This is a genomic window from Halolactibacillus miurensis, from assembly GCF_900116255.1.
Taxonomy (GTDB): Bacteria; Bacillota; Bacilli; order Bacillales; family Amphibacillaceae; genus Halolactibacillus; species Halolactibacillus miurensis.
Genome location: NZ_FPAI01000008.1, coordinates 16,691 through 41,300, shown reverse-complemented (window position 1 = coordinate 41,300; position 24,610 = coordinate 16,691). Strand labels below are relative to the sequence as shown.

17 protein-coding genes and 2 riboswitches are annotated in these 24,610 nt (G+C 40.7%); of the genes, 11 read left to right on the top strand and 6 right to left on the bottom strand.

From position 1 onward, the window contains the following. The first annotated feature begins 227 nt into the window (after window positions 1–227). Window positions 228–1,922, top strand: a complete 1,695-nt coding sequence (locus BM390_RS06845; protein WP_089853688.1) for an FAD-dependent oxidoreductase — start codon at window positions 228–230, stop codon at window positions 1,920–1,922. A 90-nt stretch (window positions 1,923–2,012) separates the two neighbouring features. Here the strand turns inward: BM390_RS06845 and BM390_RS06840 are convergent, their stop codons facing one another. Both BM390_RS06840 and BM390_RS06835 read right to left on the bottom strand, forming a co-directional pair. After that, window positions 2,013–4,061 carry a CocE/NonD family hydrolase gene (locus BM390_RS06840; RefSeq protein WP_089853684.1) on the bottom strand — a complete coding sequence of 683 codons (2,049 nt, stop codon included), beginning with the start codon at window positions 4,059–4,061 and terminating at the stop codon, window positions 2,013–2,015. Between the two features lie 64 nt (window positions 4,062–4,125). After that, the gene (locus BM390_RS06835; RefSeq protein ID WP_246806749.1) at window positions 4,126–4,824 is read right to left on the bottom strand and encodes a TetR/AcrR family transcriptional regulator; all 699 of its coding nucleotides are present in this window, start codon (window positions 4,822–4,824) and stop codon (window positions 4,126–4,128) included. 273 nt (window positions 4,825–5,097) lie between these two features. Between BM390_RS06835 and BM390_RS06830 the strand changes: the two genes are divergently transcribed. Further along, window positions 5,098–5,373, top strand: a complete 276-nt coding sequence (locus BM390_RS06830) for an AbrB/MazE/SpoVT family DNA-binding domain-containing protein (protein WP_062321411.1) — start codon at window positions 5,098–5,100, stop codon at window positions 5,371–5,373. Window positions 5,374–5,552: 179 nt separating this feature from the next. On the opposite strand, the gene BM390_RS06825 is transcribed toward BM390_RS06830, so the two are convergent. Beyond that, complete coding sequence (locus BM390_RS06825; RefSeq protein ID WP_062321413.1) at window positions 5,553–6,455, bottom strand: ArsR/SmtB family transcription factor; 903 nt, start codon at window positions 6,453–6,455, stop codon at window positions 5,553–5,555. Window positions 6,456–6,731: 276 nt separating this feature from the next. On the opposite strand from BM390_RS06825, the gene BM390_RS06820 reads away from it, so the two are divergent. Genes BM390_RS06820 through BM390_RS06785 form a run of 8 tightly spaced genes read left to right on the top strand, consistent with a single transcriptional unit; the run spans window position 6,732 to window position 19,208 of the window. Continuing rightward, a complete protein-coding gene (locus BM390_RS06820) occupies window positions 6,732–9,632 on the top strand; it encodes an extracellular solute-binding protein (RefSeq protein WP_177220656.1) in 2,901 nt (966 codons plus the stop codon). Between the two features lie 18 nt (window positions 9,633–9,650). Continuing rightward, entirely contained in the window at window positions 9,651–10,532 is an 882-nt protein-coding gene (locus tag BM390_RS06815) for a carbohydrate ABC transporter permease (RefSeq protein ID WP_062321422.1), read from the top strand. A 15-nt stretch (window positions 10,533–10,547) separates the two neighbouring features. Continuing rightward, the gene (locus tag BM390_RS06810) at window positions 10,548–11,417 is read left to right on the top strand and encodes a carbohydrate ABC transporter permease (RefSeq protein WP_089853675.1); all 870 of its coding nucleotides are present in this window, start codon (window positions 10,548–10,550) and stop codon (window positions 11,415–11,417) included. A gap of 14 nt (window positions 11,418–11,431) precedes the next feature. Then, entirely contained in the window at window positions 11,432–13,465 is a 2,034-nt protein-coding gene (locus BM390_RS06805; protein WP_089853673.1) for a YIP1 family protein, read from the top strand. Then, entirely contained in the window at window positions 13,452–15,821 is a 2,370-nt protein-coding gene (locus BM390_RS06800) for a DUF5696 domain-containing protein (protein WP_089853669.1), read from the top strand. Before BM390_RS06805 ends, BM390_RS06800 begins: the two co-directional genes overlap by 14 nt. After that, entirely contained in the window at window positions 15,818–16,669 is an 852-nt protein-coding gene (locus BM390_RS06795; RefSeq protein WP_062321435.1) for a carbohydrate ABC transporter permease, read from the top strand. The genes BM390_RS06800 and BM390_RS06795 overlap by 4 nt, the downstream gene beginning before the upstream one ends. 13 nt (window positions 16,670–16,682) lie before the next feature. Then, window positions 16,683–17,684: a carbohydrate ABC transporter permease gene (locus tag BM390_RS06790; RefSeq protein WP_246806748.1), complete on the top strand. Its 1,002-nt coding sequence runs from the start codon at window positions 16,683–16,685 to the stop codon at window positions 17,682–17,684. Between the two features lie 51 nt (window positions 17,685–17,735). Beyond that, window positions 17,736–19,208 carry an extracellular solute-binding protein gene (locus BM390_RS06785; protein ID WP_177220655.1) on the top strand — a complete coding sequence of 491 codons (1,473 nt, stop codon included), beginning with the start codon at window positions 17,736–17,738 and terminating at the stop codon, window positions 19,206–19,208. Between the two features lie 125 nt (window positions 19,209–19,333). Here BM390_RS06785 and BM390_RS06780 read toward each other — a convergent pair whose 3' ends face one another. After that, window positions 19,334–21,730 carry a bifunctional diguanylate cyclase/phosphodiesterase gene (locus BM390_RS06780; protein ID WP_089853663.1) on the bottom strand — a complete coding sequence of 799 codons (2,397 nt, stop codon included), beginning with the start codon at window positions 21,728–21,730 and terminating at the stop codon, window positions 19,334–19,336. A gap of 114 nt (window positions 21,731–21,844) precedes the next feature. Then, on the bottom strand, window positions 21,845–22,213 hold the full coding sequence (locus tag BM390_RS06775; protein WP_089853660.1) for a response regulator: 369 nt from the start codon (window positions 22,211–22,213) through the stop codon (window positions 21,845–21,847). A 54-nt stretch (window positions 22,214–22,267) separates the two neighbouring features. After that, a riboswitch (cyclic di-GMP riboswitch) is annotated at window positions 22,268–22,355 on the bottom strand. Between the two features lie 253 nt (window positions 22,356–22,608). On the opposite strand from BM390_RS06775, the gene BM390_RS06770 reads away from it, so the two are divergent. After that, on the top strand, window positions 22,609–23,799 hold the full coding sequence (locus tag BM390_RS06770; protein ID WP_062321446.1) for a sensor domain-containing diguanylate cyclase: 1,191 nt from the start codon (window positions 22,609–22,611) through the stop codon (window positions 23,797–23,799). Window positions 23,800–24,022: 223 nt separating this feature from the next. Here the strand turns inward: BM390_RS06770 and BM390_RS06765 are convergent, their stop codons facing one another. Then, window positions 24,023–24,517, bottom strand: coding sequence for a QueT transporter family protein (locus BM390_RS06765; RefSeq protein ID WP_307725274.1), 495 nt, complete (start codon window positions 24,515–24,517; stop codon window positions 24,023–24,025). Between the two features lie 8 nt (window positions 24,518–24,525). After that, window positions 24,526–24,570: riboswitch (PreQ1 riboswitch) on the bottom strand. Between the last annotated feature and the right edge of the window lie 40 nt (window positions 24,571–24,610).

Here is a 24,610-nt window from a genome sequence, read left to right as displayed (position 1 = left end):
TCTCCCTTTTATCGCTACTTCATTTTAACTAACGAGATCTCAATCGCCCATTGTTTCAGCTAAATAACGGGAAAGTTAAATCATACTAACAGAGAGGCAAGAAAGAGTGCAAGGTAACTCTTGACTCAACATACCCCTAGTGGTATAATAATTATTGTGAACAATATCACTTATATAAGTTTGTTGAAAAATACACAGGTCTTAACATTCGAAAGGGGAAAGAAATTATGGGTAAAAGAGTATTAGTTGTCGGTGGTGTCGCAGGTGGGGCATCTGTTGCTGCACGTGTTCGTCGATTAGATGAAGAAGCAGAGGTGATCATGTTTGAGCGTGGACCGCACGTATCCTTTTCAAACTGTGCATTACCATACCACTTAAGTGGTGAAATTGAAAACAGTGAAACATTAGTATTAATGAATCCGGAAGTCTTCCGTAAACAATATAAGATCGAAGCACGCGTCAGAACAGAAGTGATAAAAGTCAATAAAGATGACAAGACGATTACGGTTAAAAATTTAGAAACAGATGAAATACATGATGAAGCCTATGATAAGCTCGTCTTATCTCCAGGGGCAAATCCTATTATGCCGCCACTTGATGGAATTGATTCACCGCATGTCTTTAGCGTACGTAACGTCGTTGATATTGAAAAATTAAATACATTTGTGTCAAAAGACACGGTCGAAGATGTTGTCGTTATTGGTGGTGGTTTTATCGGTATTGAAGTCGCTGAAAACTTAGTACACGCAGGTAAGCAGGTCACACTTGTAGAAGCGCAAAACCAAGTGATGGCACCCTTTGATTACGATATGGTTCAAATTCTTCATAAAGAAATGGTCGATAAAGGCATGGGCCTTGTCTTAAGTGACGGGATTGAATCAGTCAAAGACGACCACATCGTGTTACAATCAGGTAAGACAATCAAAGCTCAAGCGGTCGTGATGGCGATTGGCGTCCGTCCGGAGACAACACTCGCAAAAGAAGCAGGTCTTGACATTGGTGTGACCGGCGGTATTAAAGTCGATCACAACTACCTTACATCAAATAAAGATATTTATGCGGTCGGTGATGCGATTGAAGTCCATCATAAACTAACCGGTCAAAAAACTCGCTTAGCTCTTGCGGGACCAGCGCAACGTCAAGCACGCGCAGCAGCTGACCATATGTATAATATTCCACACCGTAACACAGGTGTCATCGGTTCAAGTGCGATCCAAGTATTTGACATGAATGCTGCATCAACCGGTCTAAATGCGCGTCTAGCTGAAGCGCAAGGTTTTGACTTTGACTTTAGCTATGTAATTCCGACGGATAAAGTAGGCATCATGCCAAACAGTCACCCGGTTTACTTTAAGTTAATCTTTGAAAAGCCAACCGGTCGCGTTTTGGGAGCGCAAGCGATCGGCCGCGGTAATGTCGATAAGCGTATTGACGTGATTGCGTCCATGATTATGATGAACGCAACTTTAGAAGATTTAAAAGAGCTTGAACTTTGTTACTCGCCAGTGTTTGGTACCGCTAAAGATGTTGTCAACATGGCCGCTTTAAACGGCTTAAACGTCCTTAACGGCGTCATCAAACAAGTACAAGTAACTCAGATGCGTGAACTTGTAGAATCAAACGCCCACATTATTGATGCACGTGAACCGGGTGAATTCAAGCGGGGTCACTTTACGAATGCGGTCAATATACCATTAAGCCAGTTCCGTGAACGTTTAGATGAGATTCCAACGGATGTGCCTGTATATGTGCACTGTCGTTCAGGGCAACGCTCTTACAATATGGTCCAAGCGCTTCAAAACTTAGGTTATGAAAATGTTTATAACGTGGCAGGTTCGTTCCTCGGCACATGCCTCTATGAATACTTTAACGACCAAGTAGAAGGCCGTACGCCAATTGTGACCGCTTATAACTTTAATTAATATCAGTTAAAAAATAATATCAGATCAAGATGAAAGAACAACAAAACCGCTAAGGGCAGTCAGTCGACTCGCCTTAGCGGTTTTTTAAATTTAATTATAGTCACGAGGAATTGTATGCTCCCACTTGTTTGAAGCGACCTCTTGGTCGTGTTCAAAGGCTTTAATGGTATGGGTTAAATAGAAGTTTTCTTCATCTGACGTCATTTTACTGTACGTTTCAACCTTCGTCTGCCACGCATCTCTACCAACCGTTAATTCCCAGTAACATTCAGCGGTCGCTGAGAGCGGATCATTCTCTTTAATAGAGTAGATATTTTTATTAATACTCCCGTGTTCAACGCCGTTGTGCATGAGCTTACGGCTACCCTCATCAGAATAATCAATCACTTGCCACGTTGAATCAATGGGACGATGAACGATATCGAATGACCGCTCTTCTTTGCGCAAGACTTCTCGCTCAATAATAGAGGCGGTTTCTGCCATATCAAACACCCGCACGTCCTCGTCTCTTTCATTCGGCTGTCTAACAGGCAGGTCGAGATACGTACCCATCCCTGTATGAAGGGTTAGATTCACTGGTTTTGGCGATGGCCAAGCTTTAGTCCAGTAGGTTGGTGCAATCGCAACTTCTAATCGATGACCTTTCGTTAACCTCTGTCCAAGACTATCCAGTTTAACCTTCACGTCATAGATGTTTCCTGGAACAAGTGCTTCTGGGTGTTCATGCGATTTATAGTGATTGAGGTTCAACATGCCCCAGCTTATTAACGTGGACTCACCGGTAGGTGCTTTATCCATAAGACGGACAACGACCATCGCATTATCTTGATCGGTTGATAGTCGCGCATGAAAGACAGGTTCACCGAAGTAATCACGATCTTCTGTCAAAGCGTCAGATGTAAAAACAACCGCTTTACCGTTTTCTAGACGTTGGTCAGCGGGTAAGTCCCCAGGCTGACCGAATGGACAAAACGTCCCCGCATAAAATCCATGTTCTTGAACACTTGGTATAAGTATAGTGTTGGTGTCTTTCATTGCCTCGGTAAGCGACTGCTTATTCGGATACCATTTCTCACTGGTAACGTCCTCACTTGGCCAGTGATCCATCCCAATCCACCGACCTGGTCTTTTATCGTAAGTCACTTGAGGCTTTTCAGGTTCTTGAATCCAAGCTTGAAATTTTGGTTCCTCATACATACCGGTATCTGTGTCTTTTAACCAATGATCAAAGAAGCGAACGGCTTCTTGAAGAAAACCAATCGTCGGCTCTGGTGTTGCGACTTCTGGGTATTCATGAGTCCATGGACCAATCAAGCCTTTGGCGTTTGGCAAATGTTCCACCATTCTAAAAATCGCGTCCGTATAAGCATCTTGCCAACCACCGACCGCAAAGACAGGAATGTTCACTTTACTGTAATCTTCATTAATCGACCCATGTTTCCAGTAATCATCACGTCGTTGGTGAGATAACCATTCAATCGCAAACGGCGGTGTTTCCATTACACGTTGTAGCCAGTTGTCACGCCACGAGTCACCAACGACTGATGGATCTTGCGGGCGAGCGTTATACGTAAACATTGTTGATGCCCACCACAACATATCAGAAGCTAAAATATTGCCCCCGCGGTAATGGACGTCATCTTGGTAACGATCGTCTGTCGAACATAAAGTAATAATGGCTTGTAAGGCTGGATGTTCACGTGAGGCGACTTGTAAACTATTAAAGCCGCCCCAAGACTTTCCGAACATACCGACACGACCAGTCGACCACGGTTGACTGGTGATCCAGTCAATAACTGAAAGCGCGTCGTCTTGTTCTTGTTTTAAGTACTCATCAAGTAAAATCCCGTCCGAGTCACCTGACCCGCGAATATCGACGCGAATACTAGCATAACCATGGCCCGCAAAATAAGGGTGCCGAGCCGAGTCGCGAATCGCGGTAAAATCATTCTTACGATACGGTAAGTATTCTAATAAGGCGGGTACGGGATTTTCTAAAGCATCTTCAGGTAACCAAATATGGGCCCTTAGTGTTTTTCCGTCAGGCATAGCGATTTTGACGTGCTCTAGTTTTTTGACCTTGCGGTCAAAATCTGTCTTTACCCGTCGTGTGTCTGAATCTTGTATGTTAAAAACCATGTTCTCTCATCCTTTATCTCTATTGTATTGCTCACTTATACGAGCGGTATCACTTAGTTTTGTTTTATTTTTTCTTCAGCAGCTGTTTTTTTAGTTTTGTTCTTTTCTCCTCTTTAACGTAGCGCATAACCACATGTTCAACCTCACGGTAAACATAGTGAATCGCATCGTCTTTTGTCCAACTGCGCCGATGATTTAAATAATGAACAAGAGCTCCTACCCAAATCATATGCGTCACTTCTGTCAGTGTGGAGAGGTCTGCTTCATCTAGATAGCCTTCGGTCACGCTTTTTGATAAAAAGTCAGCACTACGTTTTGAAAAGCTTTCTTCTTGAAGAATGCCCTTTAATTCATCTGGCACAGCCAGAAGTTCTTCTGGGTACATTGTGTAATATTTTTTAAATAAATCTTTTGCTGTGTCGCCTAAATCTCCGACAAAGACCATGTAATAAATGTGAGGGTCATTAAAACTATGCTTTAAAAAGCATTCCCATAACCCAAGCCATTGGATGAGTGTCGGTTGTTTCTTATTAATGTAGTTTGGAATGTCATCAATATAAGGCTTAGTAAATTTAAGTGACGCAAAAAACTTAAGATGACTTAAATCATCGAAGTAGTTATAAGCTGTAGATGACGTATAACCAGCCAAATCAGCGACTCTACGGATCGTTAATGATTCTAATCCATCCTCTTCGATAATATCGACAGCCGCATCAATGAAATATTGCCACATGCGTTTTCTTTGTAGTGCTTTTTTATCCACCTGCCATCCACTCCTAAAAAACGTGTTTATTTTATGAACATGTTCATAAAATAACTGTAACATAGATAGACTATCCCATCAAGGCGCGCGTGTCCAGTTAGGATAAGTCATGAATGAAACGATATAGGAGAGATAGAAAAAGCAAAAAATAAAAAAATATCTTAAATTTGAGATAAAGGTTTTAAAAATGAGGAAAAGGGAAAAACTAACTGTAAACATTGTTAAAAATGCTCAAACATATGAAAAACAAACAAAAGAAGTGGAGTGATCGATGTGAAAAGTACAGGTATTGTCCGTAAGACAGACCATTTAGGTCGAATTGTTTTACCAAAAGAATTAAGACGGTCGTTGGATATTGAGCCGAAAGATCCGCTAGAAATTTTTATTGATGGTGAACGTGTGATCTTAAGTAAATACAAACCAACGAAGCAATGTATGATTACCGGCGAAGTAAGCGAAGATAATCATGTGTTCTTTGATGGCAAAGTGATCTTAAGTGATGAGGGCATTCGTCAATTTAAAAATGAACTGAATGACTATTTTGAGTAACCTTTAACAATGAGAAAAACGTACCGCGATCGACTCGCTGTACGTTTTTTTAGTGGATTATTTTCCTTCGTCTCAGTCACGATTTGAATAGGGTAGTATGGACCGAGCATCATAGTCAACTTTATTAGGAGGACTTAACCGTACAAGTATAGACAAGTTGCCCGATTAATCGTTTTTCTTTAGAGATAATAGGTTTTAACAACGATATCTTGTTCAAAATGACCAAAAGATTTCCCGAACAACGTTAACCCACCCACGTGATTCGCCTCTTCTTTGACTTCGAATTTTAAGGACCACGCATCGGAGATGTCCATAAAAGCTTTGGTGGTAATCTCAGAAATCGGATCTCCGTCAATATACGTCCCGTGTGAGGTAATCCGTAACGTTTTCAGTAAACCATATTGATTAATTGTCTCTGGCCACCAGTCTGGTGTCAGTCGGCCGCGTTCATCATTAAAGTCACCGGGACTTTGCCATTCACCTAGTTCAATGCCGTTTAGTGAAAAAGTAATATCACTTGGCCAGTGCGGATTAGCGAATGGAAACTCAGACGATATTTCAAATGAAATATCAATTTGTTGGAGCGATTGATGCGCTTCTAAATAATTCGGTAGTTTGTATTCAACAAAACCTTTGGTGAACCAAAGGATTCCCGCATCCATTCGGTCCGGTGATAAAAAGTATTTCGGTTGATCAACCGGTCCGATGAAGTCTTTTGTAGAGGCAAGACCACATGACGGTGAGACGTTAAAATCAGTAAAGTGTCCGACCGGGACTGAGACAACATGGGTAGCATAAGCGGCCTGCACTTTCTTAGGGAAACTAATATAAATATCCTCAACGACAAGCGTTGAGATTTTTTGAATGCCTGATTTCCCTTTGGTTTTTTCCGTCCGGATAAGGCCAGCTTCTTCGAGCTTACTGACGTGACGGGTAACGATGGCACTTGATAGGTCTAAGCGTTCGGCAAGTTGTTTAATATTCAGTTGCTGTTCGGATAAGTAGCGAATAATGTTTAAACGAACCTCACTGGCCAGCGCTTCATACAGCGGTAAAGAGGTGGAATCAATTTGAGCCTGCATAGAATTATTCTCCTTACGTTTTTAGTTAGTTAATAAGTGAGTTAACATAAAAAAATTGAATATGGGGTGATTGTGTACTTTATATAAGTTATTTCACCAACATATTAACATAAAGGTTAATTAAAATCAAAAAAAATTAAGATAATTTATTAATATATCATTGACACCGCTTACATATACGTATATATTTATAAGTGAATAAGCGATAGAAAAAAAGATACGGATAACCTATCGGAATTATCGTAAAAGACTATGAATGAGTTAGAGGTGATGGTTTTGAAAAGAAGAAGAGATAGCCGTGTCATCATCAGTAGTGTCTTGATGGTGTGGTTAGGCCTTGGTTTACTACAACCGATCCATCATGTAGAAGCTGAGGGGGACGCGTCGGCGGAGTCGTTAATCACAGAAGATGTAAGAGAAGGTCGTTATAGCCGTTATATAGAAGGAACGGAAAGCGAGCATTATAGCGGGGCACCAATTATCATTGATGACGTCAGTGCGCTTAACAGTGAGCAACAAGACACTTACGAAGGTGAACCGGTGATTTTTATTGATCAAGACCAGACCGGTACCCTGACCGTTGACGTACCAGAAACCGCGTATTATATTATCGGTTTCGAATACAAAATTAAGGGAGAGAATGTGTTACCTACGCAGCTCTCGATGACAGTTAATGGTGAGACACCCTTTTATGAAATGCAAAATCTTATTTTTGAACACGGCTGGAAAAATCCAGAGGAGATTCCACTTGATAAATACGGGAATGAGATTATTCCACAGCCAATGAAATACGAGGATTGGCAAATGAAATACGTGATTGATTCAAGTTATCGGACAAGTTTACCATTAATGGTAAAACTTGAACGAGGTAACAATGATTTAGCTTTAACCATTTCAGAGGGGAACCTGTTAATTAAATCAGTTGAAATCAGTAGTCAAATAGAAGTCCCATCGTATGAACGAGGGACGGTCACAGGTGATGCTTTTATCGAAGTAGAAGCGGCCAATGAACTTGACTTACGCAACAATTCGGCTATACGTGCTAACAGTTCTTATAATGTTAATTTAATTCCTTATAGCAGCGATAAACGGGTGCTAAATCATATCGATCCGGATTCATTTAAAACACCGGGTGATACGATTCACTACAAAGTTGAGGTTGAAGAAGCAGGGTTTTATCATCTAGGACTAAATTATCAACAAGATGCAAAAGCGGACTTTCCCGTATTCATGAATATTCAGATTAACGGTGAATTCCCACATGAGTTACTAAAAGATTATCCGTTCTTTTATCAAAATAATTATCAACATGTCTCATTAGTCGATGATGCGGATGAGTTGTTAACGGTGTACTTAGAAGAAGGCGTCAATGATGTCAGTTTTCAAATTTCGATTGCGCCGATTAAATCAGCGCTTGAAGAAATTGAGAAACTTACGCGTGAAATTCAAGCGTTATCATTAGAACTCACCAATCTCGTCGGACCAGATGTTGACCGGTTCCGTGATATTGATGTTAATGACTACATTCCTGGTGTGTTTGAATTAATGACTGACTGGGCTGATCGGATGAATAACCTATACGAAGAGATGAAGTCGTATAACCCGTCATCAGGAGAGGTCGGTGCCTTTAGTGGTTTACGCGTAGCAGAAGAACAATTAAGAAGTCTCATCGCTAACCCAAGAGAACTCGCTCAACGAAAAGGTGAGCTCGCCACCGGAACAAACTCGGTGACCGCTTACTTAGGAAACTTGATGCAAGAGATGAATAACAACGGAATGGGCATTGATCGTTTCTACTTCTATCAAGAAGATGTTGAGATACCTCAATCGGCTTCGTGGTTTGAAAAAACATGGGGCAGTATTAAACGATTTGTGAATACCTTTGGGGAACAAGACTATGACGTATCAAATACAGATGATGAAAACTTACAAGTATGGGTCAATCGTCCGCGTCAATATGTAGAAATTATGCAGCGACTGATTGATGAAACATTCACATCAGAAACCGGTGTGAAAGTTGACCTATCGATGATGCCTGACCAAAATAAACTCATCTTGGCTAATGCCGCAGGTGAAGCACCAGATGTCGCGCTTGGTGTGAACTACGCGTTACCATTTGAAATAGGGATCCGCGGGGCACTAGAAGATTTATCGCAGTTAGAAGGTTACGAGGACGTGGCCAGTGATTTTGCGCCAGGTATGCTTGTCCCAGCGACAATTCAAGGTGGGGTTTATGCGCTTCCAGATACAATGAACTTCTGGGTCATGTTCTACCGGGAAGATATTTTATCGGAAATGGGCTTACCGATTCCAAATACGATTAGTGACGTACGCTCGTATTTACCAGAACTACAGCGTTTAGGAATGAATTTCTTCTATCCAACGGCCGGTATGCCAGGGATGAAAATCTTTGCGGGAACGATGCCGCTTATCTATCAAAGCGGAGGTCAATTGTATGGTGAGACGATTCATAAAACGGAGCTAAATAGTAATCAGGCGATTGAAGGGGTACGCTTATTAACCGAAATGTTTACCATTTATAACGTCCCGTATGATGTGCCAAGTTTTTATCAACAGTTTAGAGATGGTTCAATTCCGATTGGGATCAGTGATTACTATATGTATAACTTAATTTTAAATGCGGCACCAGAAATTAAGAACGTCTGGGATATTGCCCTTATTCCGGGAATTGAAAATGAATCGGGTGACATCGAGCGCTGGTCAACGGGTGGCGCTGAAAGTAACATCATGTTTAAAGATACTGGAAAAATTGATGACGCCTGGGCCTTTATGAAATGGTGGGCAAATGCGGATACGCAAGTCGCCTTTGGTAATACGCTTCAGACCACTTACGGACCAGAATATATGTGGAATACAGCGAATCTTTCAGCTTATCAAGAATTGCCGTGGAAACATGATCATAAACAAGTGATTTTAGACCAAGCCGAGTGGATTGCCGAAGTACCACGTGTACCAGGTAGTTATTTACTCGAACGTGAACTAAGTAATGCTTACAATGCCATCGTTCTTGATGGTGAGAATTTAAGAACCGCGATCGACCTTGCGAGTAAACGGGTAAATCGTGAAACAGAAAGAAAACTCGAGGAGTTCGGCTTTATGGTGGATGGGGTTATTGTTGAACCTTATCCCAATCCAGAACTTTCGATTCGAGACTAAGGGAGGAGGATCTAAGATATGAAAGGAAATAAAAAAAGTCCCTATCTATTTTTAGCACCTTACCTTACACTATTTACTTTGTTTATTGTCGTGCCAGTTGTGATGGCGATCTTTCTATCGTTTACGAACTTTAACACGATTGAAACACCTAATTTTGTAGGGTTTATGAATTACATTAACTTATTAACACAAGATGAAATCTTTATGCAGTATGTGCTTCCTAATACGATTTTATTTGCGGTGATTGTCGGGCCTGGCGGCTACATTTTATCGTTCCTCCTTGCCTGGGTGTTAGCCCAATTGCCGAAATTACCACGGACAGTATTTGCGCTTATTTTTTACTCGCCATCTATGACGGCGGGGATTGCGATGGCTGTTGTTTGGCGGGTCATTTTTAGTGGGAACCAATCAGGCTATGCGAATCATATTTTAATGACGTTAGGTGTCATTAATGAACCGATTATTTGGTTACAAGACACCCGTTATATTTTAGTCATTATGATTGTCGTTGCTTTGTGGAGTAGTATGGGTGTCGGATTCTTAGCGATGATGTCCGGTGTCTTAAACATTGATCAAACCTTATATGAAGCAGGGGCGATTGATGGGATTAAAAATCGTTTTCAAGAACTCATTTATATTACGATTCCATCGATGAAACCGCAAATGTTGTTTGGGGCAGTGATGGCGATCGTTGGTACATTTAATGCTGGTGCGATTGGGGTCCAGTTGACGGGCGCCAATCCGACACCGTCTTATGCCGGTCAGTTAATGGTCAACCACATTGAAGATTATGGTTTCATTCGCTTTGAAATGGGTTATGCGGCTGCCTTATCGGTGGTGCTCTTACTCATCATTTATCTCTTTGCGACCATCTCGAAAAAACTCTTTAGTGAGGCATAAGAAAGGAAGGATAGTATGGCATTTAAAAGCAGTGGGATTAACCCACAAAAATTTCATGTAAGCCAACTGAAGTTCTATCTATTTTTAGTACCTTTTGCGATCTTCATGGCTTTACCAATTATATTTATCTTTAATCATGCCTTTAAACCACTCGATGAATTATATGCATTCCCGCCAAGATTCTTTGTGAGTAATCCGACCTTGGAAAACTTTCAAAACTTGTCGCAACTCGCTGAACAGTCTGGTATTCCGTTGTCACGTTATGTGTTTAACAGTTTGTTTGTCACAGTGATTGTCGTGTTTTTATCACTGGCGTTATCAACCCTTGCGGGTTATGCGTTATCAAAGAAACAGTTCCGCGGGAAGAAGATGTTGTTAGAAGTGAATAACACGGCGCTCATGTTTGTGCCGATTGCGGTGATGATTCCACGCTTTCTAACTGTGACAACGATTGGGATAGAAGATACGTACTTTGCGCATGTGTTACCACTTGTGGCGATGCCGGTAGGGTTATTTTTAATCAAGCAGTTTATTGATCAAATACCTGATTCGCTCATTGAGGCAGCGGTTATTGACGGGGCCACCGACTTTAAAATTTACTGGCGCGTCATCTTACCACTGATTAAGCCGGCCATCGCTACAGCGGCTATCTTAGCGTTTCAACTGGTCTGGAATGATATGGAGACATCGAATCTCTATACGACAAGTGAAAATATGCGGACACTGGCTTTCTTCATGAATACGCTAGCGGCACAAACGAACGTCGTCGTTGGTCAAGGGATGGCCGCGGTTGCTTCGATGATTATGTTTGTTCCAAACCTCATTCTCTTTGTGTTCTTGCAAAGTAAGGTTATGAACACGATGGCGCACTCAGGACTAAAATAAAGGAGATGATGACGATGAAAAAGATAGTAGCGCTCATTCTCCTTAGTCTCATTGTTTTCACTCAATCAGCTGATGTTTTACAGGCGAATACAGCTTATAAAACATTCACCGAAGACGGGTACGGTCGTTATGTTGAAACGCAAACAGCCTATACTGTAAGTGAAACAATTGTGCGGTTTGGTGATGAGCTATTTACGCAAGCACAAGATATGAAAATTAGTCGAAGCGGCTTTATTTACGTCGCCGATACCGGTAATGGCCGAGTGTTAGTCGGTACAAAGTCAGGTGAGTTTGTCCGCGCGTTCGGTGAAGATGTTTTACAAAAGCCAACGGGGTTATTTATTTCTCATGATGACCTCGTGTATGTCGCAGATGAAAACAAGATGAAAGTGTTTGTCTTTACTGAAAACGGTGAACTCGTGAATGAGTTTGGTCGTCCGGAAGGGATTTTATTCGGTGAGACGGCAAACTTTGTTCCGCAAAAAGTCGCGGTTGATAAGCGCGATAATGTCTATATTATTTCTCGCGGAAATGCGAATGGAATCATTCAAATTAATGCTAATACAGGACAGTTTTTAGGCTACTACGCACCGAATGCGACAGCGGTCTCGCCGCTTACCGCCTTTAGAAAGTTAATTTTCACCGAAGAACAGTTAGATAAAATGTTAGACGTTGTCCCGTCAACATCAACAAATATTAATATCGATGAGAAAGGCCTCGTCTACAACGTCTCACAAGGTGAGCGCGTGCAAGCCTTACGTAAGTTGAACGTGGCCGGTCGCAATATTCTCGACACGCGGGTCCAAGATGATTTTCCAGTCTCAGTAGAAATTGGTAGTCTAGAAAATATCTTTGTTGGGGCTGAAGATGGCTTTATTTACGAATACACATCCGAAGGAAACCTACTATTTGTCTTTGGTGGCCAAGATGATGGTCGACAGCGCGTCGGTTTATTTAGACGCTTATCCGCTCTTGCGGTTGATGACAATGACCATCTTTATGCACTTGATAGTGATCGTAACCAAATTCAATTATTTAAGCCGACAGAATTTGCGGACTTAGTTCACGAAGCGTTGTACTTATATCAAAACGGGGATTATGAAGCGAGTAAGGGTCCATGGGAAGAAGTGATTCGGCTAAATGGTTTGTTTGACTTTGCTTATCAAGGTTTAGGTGAAGCCTTGTATAAAGAAGAACAATACGGCGAAGCACTGACAGCTTTTCGTCAGGCCAAGTATATTACTGGTTACAGTAATGCTTTCTGGGAAGTGCGTAATTTATGGATGAGAGAACATATTATGACCTTGATTTTTATCATCGTTCTGATCGTTGTTCTTGTCAAAGTCTATGGATATTTTGAACGTAAGACAAAGACCGTGAAAACATTTTTGGATAAGTTGACAGAAAAGTATCGATTAACATTCTTTCAAGATGTGGCATTTATTCGCCACATGATCAAACATCCGCTCAACACGCTCTATAGTATTCAGTATGAAAATAAAGGGAGTGTGTTCTCGGCCAGTTTTTGGTTAATCATTCTTTATGTGATGTATATTATCGATCGTTACTTTACTGGGTTTATTTTCCGCAATGTTGTCGAAGGTGAATATGCGTTAGGGATGGATACGGCTCTGTTCTTTGGTTTATTTGCACTCGTTGTCGGTTCCAATTATTTAATTACGACCATCAATGACGGAGAAGGGAAATTCAAACACGTCTTTATCGGTTTTGTTTATAGCTTTATGCCTTACTTCTTATTCAAACCTTGGACGATTCTGATCAGTAATGTCTTAACTTTGAATGAACAGTATTTACTTAGCTTAGCTAACACGCTTATTTATGCGTGGGTGGCGGTGTTAATCTTTATGATGATTAAAGAAATGAATGACTATACGATTAGAGAAACGATTAAAATCATCTTTATTACAATTTTTATGATGATCATTACTTTACTCTCACTGTTTATCATTTACATCCTTGTTGTCCAAATGGTCCAGTTCGTCGTGTCAGTCTTTAATGAGGGGGTGTATCGCTTTGAAAATAGGTAAACGTTTAAAAGAAATGAAAATAAAAACAATCATTAAGCTCGTGTTGTTTCTCGTCATTTTCGGCGGGTTACTGTACACCTTCCTCTCAAGTGATGCGCCGGGTGGGGATGTCGCGTCCCCTGGTGTACCACCTGTTGCTGAACCTGATACAGAAGCACCGACAGAAGAACCAGCACCGCCAGGAGAAAATACGCCACCACCTGCTGTTGAGGTGGATGATGAGGAACTGGATGAAGTAAAAGAACTTCAACATGTTTACGAAAAAAAACAAGCAACGATTCAAGGACATCAGTTCTTAACAGAAAATAATTACTATGAATTGTATTTAAAAGAAGAAAATCTCTCGGTTATTTTAAGAGACAAACAAACAGGTGCGGTGATGTACTCAACCGTAGAAGAACCCATTGGTGGGAATGAGTCTTGGACGAACTTTATGAAGTCCGGCATCGTCATGGAGTATTTAGTTGGGACAAACATTGTCGTTTATCAAGCCGACATGTACTCTGAAAATCCAGAGAAAACAGTTGAAACAAGGGCCGATGGCTTTACGGCTTCAGTAGATTACCCTGATTTAGAGATTGGTTTTGACGTGTCAGTTACCTTAACAGATAAAGGTATTACCGTTGATATTCCGAAAGAATCCATTACTGAGTCTTCCGATCAATATAAAATCTCAAGTATCTATGTGTATCCGTTTCTAGGGTCTAGTCTTCTCGGAGAACGTGAAGGATACATGATGATTCCGGATGGTTCCGGGGCGCTGATTCACTTGGATGATAACAACGGAAAGTTCTCTCAACCGTACTCAAAAATGATTTATGGTGAAAATGTGGGAATAGACGATCCGTTTGTGTTATCGCTCTTTAATGGGATGAACCCATTTAACGATACCGAAAAAATCTTGATGCCAGTTTATGGTATGGTACACACCGATACTGAAATGGGTTATATCGGCATTATTGAAGAAGGTCAATATAGTGCCAAGCTTGAAAGTTATCCAAACGGCGCCATTTTACCGTACAACTGGATCACGTCAAAATTCATTTACCGTCAAGTCTACAACCAACCGACTTCACAAGAGTCGGGGACGATGGTCGTCCGTCAACGGACGCGTAATGACTTTAATGTTAAAGTGCATTTTAATTTTGTCTCTGGTGATGCGGCTGATTATGTCGGACTGGCGAAAGAATACCGTGAGTATTTACTAGAAAATGATTTACTTAACGTGACAGAAAGTGACTTTAAACTGCGTACCGATTTTTTAGGTGCCGAACTTGAAGACGGCTTACTGTTTAAGAAAACCATTCCGATGACGACGTTTAAACAGGCAGAAGAGATTCTTTCAGATATTCAGGCGAACGGTCGCGATCAATTGATGTCTGTCTTTACTGGTTGGCAAGACGGTGGCCCTTATGGCGGCTTACCGATTCGACATGTAGCAGCAAACAATGCGTTAGATGATGATCTATCACTTACCGCCTTTCAGCAATCACTCGAGGATAAAGGGATTGCGTTGTACTTGAAACACGACGGGTTACGCATTAATACAGAAGAGTTGTCAAATACGCAGCTTAAAGTCATGCGTAAATTCAATAAACGTCGGTATGAAGAAGAAGTCTACGGCAATGTGTACGATATCTTCCATTACTTACATCCAGAAACAAGTGCTGACTTACTAACCGATTTAAAAGAGGATTATCTTGATCAAGAATTAAGCGGTGTGATGTTGTCAGGCATTACCCATACATTATTTAGCTACAGTGAAGGCAGCAAAGAATTCGACCGAATGACGACGAAAAATACGTATCAACCGGTTGTAGAAGATTATAGTGCATCACTTGACTTAGTATTAGATCAACCGTTTAGTTACCTGTGGGGTAGCACGGATGCGTTTATGAATACACCGGTCCAATCGTCAAACTATGTGTTCACAGACGAAGATATCCCGTTCTTGTCACTCGTGTTAAGTGGAACGATGCCGCTCTACTCAGAGTATGTTAACTTCCAAGCGAATCAAGATGAATTCTTCTTACAGTTAGTTGAACAAGGCTTGAATCCATCTTTCTTATTAACGGCAGAGTCACCGCAAGCATTGATTAATACAAATTCATCATGGATTTATAGTTCGCAGTATGATCGTTATAAAGAAACGATTGAACACTATTATGATGAATTAAGTGCGGTACATGACGCGACAAGTGGCGCGATGATTGATGATTACACACGTGAAGGTAAATTAACAACAGTGACGTATGATAACGGCACCATTGTTTATGTGAACTATGCGGATCAAACCTTAAACAGTGGATCAGAAACGATTGAAGCAATGAGTTACAAGGTGGTGACAGGACAATGAAATTAAAACGTGAAACAATTTATGGGTATCTCTTTATTTTACCTTGGCTCGTCGGGTTTTTAGTCTTAGTCTTGTACCCAATGATTCAAAGTTTCTACTATAGTCTCAACAATATGCGAATTACCCCACTCGGATTAAAGTTCATTTATGTCGGCTTTAATAACTACCGTGATGTGTGGCTACAAGATATGTTTTTCATTACGGAATTATTTAGCTTTGGTGTGGATACATTGATTCGGATTCCTGTCATCGTCGTCTTTGCGTTAGTCATTGCGATGTTACTGAATCAAGACGTGAAATTTAAAGGACTATTTAGAACCATCTTTTTCTTACCGGTTATTGTCGCTAGTGGCCCGGTGATCAACCAACTGGTTGATCAGGGAGCTACTGCGATACCGATGTTAGACCAAGACGTGATTATGAGCATTCTAACAAGTTTCTTACCAAACTTCTTTGCGGAAGTCGTTGGTAACTTGTTTAATCAAATCATTACGATTCTTTGGTATTCAGGAGTACAGATTCTGTTATTCTTAGCCTCGCTACAAAAAATCGATCCGAATCTTTATGAAGCAGCGAAGATCGATGGGGGCTCGAGTTGGGAATGTTTCTGGAAGATTACCTTACCAACAATCAAGCCGATTATATTAATTAATCTTGTGTATACACTTATTTCACTGGCGAACAGTGGGCAGAATCCGATCATTGATTTGATTTATGCCAATATGTTTAATGCAACAAGAGGGTATGGCTTTGCTTCTGCGATGGCTTGGATGTATGCGGTGATTATTGCGTTAATGTTACTGATTATATTCTTAGTCTTTAGAGAAAAGAAATCAACACGAGCGTGAGGAGGAGATTCACTTGTCAGCAAAAAACGCAACCAGTGTTGTCACTATTCTTAAGAATGACACACTAAACACCAAACAAAAACTGCGCTTAATTAAACTGAGAATGGAACACTTCTTCCTCGGGTTTAATGATCGTAAAGGTTTCTTACTAAAATTTGTGATTTATACGTTACTGCTTGGGATTGGCTTTGTGTACTTATATCCGATTCTCTATATGTTTGTGACGAGTATGAAGTCATTAAATGATTTACTTGATACGGCGATTAACTGGATTCCTTCCAGCGTCTACATGACTAACTATAAACAAGCGTATGAAGTCTTAAACGTTAGACCGGCTTTACTTGGAAGTTTACAGATTGCGCTGTTTCCAACCATCTTACAAGTGATGATTGCGTCCCTTGTTGGATACGGATTTAGTCGTTTTGACTTTCCGCTTAAAAAGTTTTGGTTTGGACTGATGATTTTTAGCTTTATCGTCCCGCCGCAAATTACCATGATGCCGACTTACCGGTTATTTAGTGATTTAGGTTTAACGGGTTCAATCTTAGCCTTTATTATTCCCGCCGGACTTGGGCAAGGGTTAAACAGTACCATTTTCATTCTGATTTTTTATCAGTTCTTTAAACAAACACCGAAGTCGCTCTATGAAGCGGCTGAAGTTGACGGGGCGAGTCAATTTACTAACTTCTTTAAAATTGCGATTCCAATGGCTGTACCAGCCTTTATCGTCTCGTTCTTATTCTCATTTGTCTGGTATTGGAATGAAACGTATTTAACCTCGCTGTATTTAACGAGTTCGAGCACAGATATAACGACGATTTTATTACAGTTACAGTCGTTTAGTCAAAACTATGAAACACTCTATCCTGCCACAGAAGCAGGACCAAACAAGATTAATGAGGGGATTAAGATGGCCGGTACGATGGTCAGCATTTTACCACTCCTTATTACGTATTTCTTTTTACAGCGATACTTCGTTGAAAGTGTCGACAACACTGGTATTACGGGCGAATAATTTCGCCCTGTGATATAAATTAAATTCCATTAAAGAATGGGGGAAGTAAAAATGACGAGAAAATCATGGCTTTTGATCTTGTCGGTATTGATGGCTTTAGTGTTAGTAGTTTCAGGGTGTGGAGATGATGGTGCTGCCGATGATGGTGGTAACGATTCGAATGCTGAAACAGATGGTGGCAGTGATGAAGGTAACGATGAAGGAACAGATGAACCAGCTGGCTTACCGCCAATGACAGAAGAGGACATTACGTTAACGTATGCGTCATGGCAAAACTTTGAACTGCAACAATTCTTAGCTGAGAAGTTTATGGAAAAATATCCAAACATCACAGTAGAATTGCATCAACTTGAACAAGAAGGTTGGAATGACCATTTAACAAACCTCGCATCAACAGGTGACTTACCAGATGTGTTCTGGTACTTAGGTAACGTCGATGTGCCCATTAGAAACATGTGGTTAGGTGACTTTACTGAGTTATTTGAAAGTGATCCAGAAAGTGATATGATCTTAGATACATTGAAAGATCAAGGATATTTTGATGGTGAACGTAAAATGGCCGCACCTGCCGGTTACTTACCGTACACAATCTTCTTAGATGAAAATCTCTTCAAAGCACAAAACGTTGAGATGCCATCACCGGATTGGACATGGAATGAAATGATTGACTTAATTAAAACAATGACCGTGCCTGAAGAAGGCATCTTTGGATACAATACTTTCACTAAACTTGTCACAATGGGACCGATTGTGAACGGTGACAATATTGGTGAATTTGGTTGGGACGGAGAAAAGTATGACCTCACTGGTTGGTGGGATGATTCTTTAGCGCTCCATGCTGAACTTGTGCGTAATGGTAACCACTCGCCATTCTTTGATACAGATGAAGCAGAAGCTGCTTTTGGTGACCGTTTACTATGGGCTGCCTCATCAGGTCGCGTAGCGATGCAAATGGATGCATGGTGGACAGTGGACCTCTTTAAGACAGATGAGTTTGTCGATAAAGGGATCAAATGGGTCCCTTACGTTGTGCCAAAAGGTGACGAAGCTTCAACAGAAAACAAACCAGCCTTTGTTGACTTTGGTTCGATTTCAGCCGCGACAGAACACCCACGTGAAGCTTATGAATTACTTAAATTCTTCGGTTGGGGTCTAGAAGGTTGGGATGCGAAGTTAGAAGCATTTGAAACGTTAACGCGAGAAGACGGTACGAAAGTATTTACTCATCCAGACGGCTTACCAATCGTTGATGATGCCGCAACATGGGATCGCTTACGTCAATTACTTCCTGAAGAACAATATTATGATGATTTCTTAGCACGTGCGAAATCACCGGTTCCATTAGGTGGCGCGGCGATGCCAGGATTCCAAACGTTCTTAGATGAAGTTTACTTCGGTGGTGAATATGGAGATATTGAAGCTGCAGCAATTAATGGTGATGTGAATCCATATGATATTTCTGCTGACTTAACAGAAAAAATCAATCAATATCACCAACAAGCACTTGATGAACTCTTCTATTAAGATCGAGTAGCACGTTAAAAAACAATGACAAAAAAAGCTTAAAATAACCCAAACAAAAAGCACTGTCTGATGACTCAGGCAGTGCTTTTAAAATCGTTTAAAATGATAAAAAAAGAGGGGGATGGTTAAGTGTGTTCATAGGTTGTGATAAAGTCGATCAGGGCATCTTTAGGTACTGGCTTACTAAAGTAATAGCCTTGCAGTATATCACAGTGCATCCCGCGTAATAATTCAACATGGGCTTTGGTCTCGACGCCTTCAGCGACAAGTGACATATTGAGACGATGACCAAGTAAAATAATCGAATCAGTAATATCCCGGTCGTCACGGTCATCTAAAATATCAAAGATAAACGACTGATCAATTTTTAAATAATCAATCGGAAATTGCTTCAAGTAATTTAATGAACTATAACCAGTCCCAAAATCATCAATGGCAATCTTTACACCAAGCGCTTTTAACTCTTGTAAAATCACAAGGGCCGTTGCGGCATCCATCGCCATCGATTCAGTAATTTCAATCGTAATCAGTGAAGGGTCCACGTCGTAACGTTTTAAAATTGTTTCTATCCGTTCGACAAGGTTACGCTGGTAAAACTGACGAATAGATAAGTTTATACTGATGGGAAGGATAATGTCAGCTTTTTTTAATGAACGGATCGTTCGGGCAACTTCTTCAATCACCCATTCCCCAATTGGGATAATCAGTCCTGTTTCTTCCGCCAGTGGAATAAAGACGTTCGGTGGAATTAATCCACGTGTTGGTGATTCCCAGCGAATAAGAGCTTCCGCCCCGTGGATGACACCTGTTTTTGTTTCGATTTGTGGTTGATAATGTAAGACAAACTCATCGTGTTCAATCGCTTTACGCAAAGATGATTCTATTTCTAATATCCCTTCCATTTGAACGGGAAGATTCGTTTGATAGAACTGAACCGTGCCCCGTTCAATATTTTTGGCATGATACATCGCTTGATCAGCTTTTTTCACGAGTTGTTCAGAAGTTAATGCATCGTCTGGATAAAAGCTCACACCGATGGTGGGTGTGTTGACGATATCAATGCCATCAATCACATACGGCTGACTCATTAAGTGAATCAACTCGTTCGCATAGCGCTCGACATCTTTTATGTGTGCGTTTTGATAGACAATAATAAATTCATCACCACCATAGCGGTAAAATTGGCGCATGTCTACTTGAGTCGTGAGAATCCGCTTCGCGATTTTCTTTAATAACTCATCACCCTTCGCATGACCGAGGGTGTCATTAATCAGTTTAAAGCGATCCAAATCAATGAACAAAAGCCCAAAGGATGTGATGATAGGATCATTAATGAGTTGATCAATATCTTTGGAGAGAGCGATTTGATTTTTTAACCCCGTTAAATGATCATGATAGGCGAAATAACGTAACTCTTCATTCAGACGTTTCTTTTCGCTCACGTCTTTAGCGATACAGTTAATGCCGTGCACATGATCATCAATCACCATCGGAATCAAGGTGATATTCAACGTCCGTTTTGTGCCTTGTTTTGTTTGAATGACTGTTTCATATTCAATCGAGTGACCGTTTGCGGTCGCATGGAAGTTCGTGAGTGTTCGGGCAAGTAAGTCTGGTTCAATAAGAAAGTTAAATGTTCGACCAAGTAAATCGCTTCGGTGATAACCGGTGAGTTTAGTGGTAGCTTCATTTAAGGCAGTAAAATGTCCGTCTAAGTCAAAGGTCATCACCGCATCCACGTTTTCTTTAAACAACGATTGGTACTCGACTTCTGACTGTTTTAATCGCTCTTTCATACGATACGTTTCGGTCGTATCACGTAACAGTCCAACGATACCATAGATCTCACCGTGTTTTGACAGTGGCATGGCTTTTATGTGCAGCTGTTTTTGTTGGTGGTCTTTCGTAAGACCAGTTAATTCAAGTTCCGTTGTATTACCACTTATCACTTTATTAAAAGCTAACTGTGCTTTTTTATGGTCTTTGGTACTAATGATATCAAGAAAATGTAACCCTTCACTTGATGCGTCGGTATGATGAAAAAGTTCTTTCGAAATCGCATTCGCATAAATCAAGTGACCCTCATTATTCAAAGTGAATACACCGTTAGGTGTTTCGTGATAGAGCACATTTTTAGCGAGTGAATGAAGTGTCATCACGTCTTGATAGAGATGGAAAGTACCGATAATAGCGACGGTATTTTTTAATTGGACCGTTTCCAATTGAACCGTCACCCATGTGTCATGTTCATGTATGGCTGGAGCTGTTAAGGTGTACTTACCATCTGTATGTAGAGAAGTCGTTAACATATCGTAAGCCGTATCATTTAAGTCAAGCACCTCCTGAATATGGATAGGGCTCGACAGGTTATGTTTTAAGAACCACTGTTTAATTGGTGGACTTGTATGTGAAATAGATGTTAAAGTGAGTGTCTCGTCAAAAATAATAATCGCAAAATCTTTTAAATCATAAAGCGCTAACAGTTCATGTTTAGTAAGGGAGTGAAAACGTTGACTCGGCATGGGTATCACCTCGCATCTCGTTAGAATAGTTACGTATAAGTATACTACAGATAGGTGGATATGACTAATTGTTATGTGTAAAAAACCACTAATCTTAGCGATTAGTGGAAAAAATTAATGACTTGAGTGATAAAGAAGTTTATGAACCCGTTCGGGGAGGGCATCAAAAAAGGGCTTAACGACAAAGTCTTTAGCACCGATATGAAGGGCCTCTCGTACGTGCTGTTTTGTCCCCATAGAGGAACACATCATTACTTTTGCCTTAGGGTCATAATCAATGATGGCTTGTAAAGCAACGAGTCCTGTCATCTGTGGCATGATCATATCCATTAAGACAAGATCGGGATGATTGTCTTTGTATAGTTGAACGGCTGCGTTTCCGTTACTAGCTTCAATGATGGTGTACGCTTTCTGTTGTTGAATGATTCGCCTTAGCCATTGTCGCATAAAACGAGAGTCATCAACGATTAAAATCGTTGGCATTTGAATCCCTTCTTCCGATAATGTGATTCAAAAGATAAATCATCCTACCATTCCATAGGTAGCTCGGCGGTCATAGAGTGGGAGACTCCTTAGATCCGTAGCTTTGCGTCATACTTTTTCAAATATTTTGCCGTTATCGTATGGATGTTTATACTTTTAACGTTCCCTATTGTAGCGAGTTTAAACACAATTGTAAATGGGATGAAAGGGCTTATTGTGATCCAAACGGCTAAAAAGAATAATCTTTAAAATAATGGGGACTTTTTTAACGATTTTGTTTGCATTTTCATTATTTGCTGATAAAATTTTAATATTGACAAAAGAAAGAGAGAAAAGAAAGGAAACTTTTCTTATTTAACCTGTTCATTTTATATACGATGAAGGAGATAGACATCATGAAACCATGGTTAAATCAATACGCTTACAAAAGTATCATCGGGTTAGTTTGTTTCATCGCGATATCAACATTTATATCATCAATTGTCACCGTGATACTATCACTCATTGTTTTGGGTTTAAGCGGTTATTATCACCGTGAAAAGACGAAGCAGATCGATGACATGAGTCAAGCCCTTAGTGCAAAAACGAACGATGTTGCTCTCTTAAGGGAAACTTTATCAGAAGCAGAACGCGATAAAGCGGAGTATGAAGCTTTCTTTGATGCGTTTGACGGGGCAACGCTTTATATTGAAGATGTTAAACAACTCGCGTTTTACTACTCGCTTGGTGTCGAAGGGTTATTTGGTTATACGCAAGCACAGTTTAACCAAGATGGGCGCTTATGGCATCAGCTTGTTCATCCAGATGACTTAGCTGATGTTGTCGACCATCACCGGTTATTATTTCAAGGCGTCAGTGTTGATCACACTTTCCGGATCACTCATCCGACCGAGGGAGAGAAGTGGATTCAAAAAATCGCCAAGCCGATCGCCGATGACAAAGGTAGGATTATTAAAATTTACGGGAAGTTTGTTGATGTGACGGCACAAAAAACGTTAGAACATCAGTTAAGAAAAATGGCGTATTTTGATGATTTAACGGATTTACCGAATCGTAAAATGTTGGATCGTCATATTAAAAAAGCCCTCGCACGCTCTAAACGTCACGGTCATCCATTCTCTATGATGTTTTTAGATTTAGATGATTTTAAAGCGATTAATGACGAACTTGGCCATGAGGTAGGTGATTTGTATCTCGTCGAGATTACTAAGCGACTGGATGACTGTGTCAGGGAAGAAGACTTGATTGCGCGTTTCGGTGGAGATGAGTTTATCGTTGTGTTTGAAGAGACAGAACAACAAGAAATCGAAACCATTGCCGAACGCATTCTTGACAGCTTACAATCACCGGTATTTATTCGATCACATGAACTAAAAGTGTCCGCCAGCATTGGCATCAGTCTATATCCTGAACATGGTGAAACGAAAGAAGCCCTCATTCGCCGGGCAGACCAAGCGATGTATGCGGCTAAGCATGATGGGAAAAATCATTACCAGGTGTATCACGAAGGGTTAGAAGATTTAGAACCAGAAGACGAGGGGATTTTTCAAAAGTGGATTAATGCCTTGTTTTTTAACAGCAATTAATTAGCCCTATCGGTAAAAAATTGTATAATAATTAAAGAAGTCTCCCTAGAGTACTGAGTAAGTCGTCATCCGATTAACAAGAGGTGATCGGTGATGGTATTGTGCCAGGGGAGGCTTTTTTTGTTTCTAAATAGTAAAAACCACCCGCTTTGACTTAAGAACGGATGGTTTTATGATCATCATCAAGCCAATCTTCATTTCTATTATAGAAACAAGGCAATCATTAGAGTTGTTCGATAATTTTGTTGAAGTTTAGTGATTTATTTAAGGCGTACATCACTGGTGCACCAATCGCCATTACACCAAATTCGCCAAGGGCTGTCGTTAAATAAGTAGCCCAGAAAGGTAATTCTAGTGCGAGATATAACTCAAGCGCGATAATCGCCATCGTCGCAGTAAAAATCACCGTATTAATGACAAGCAAAGCTTTCACGTTTTTCACTGAACGGCGAATGAGAATGAGTAAGCCGAGTGATATGATGGAATGACCCACGCCAAAGAACAGGTCATACACGCCAAGTGGGCTAAAGAGGTTGGTGATAAAAACCCCCATAACAATCCCAAAAAAGTATCTTGGACTAAAGATGACCAAATGGTTAAACATTTCTGGTACACGAAACTGAACACTCATGAAACTGAGTGGTTCGAGTACGAGCGAGATCGCTATATAAAGAGCCGCGATCACCGCATTGGTGACTAAAGATTTTGTTTTCAACATATTTTTTCCTCCTGCTAGTTTTTTTACGTGGGATGATTGCGAACCACGTGTACACATTTTTGTGCAACGTTCCTATTATATCGGATTCACGCT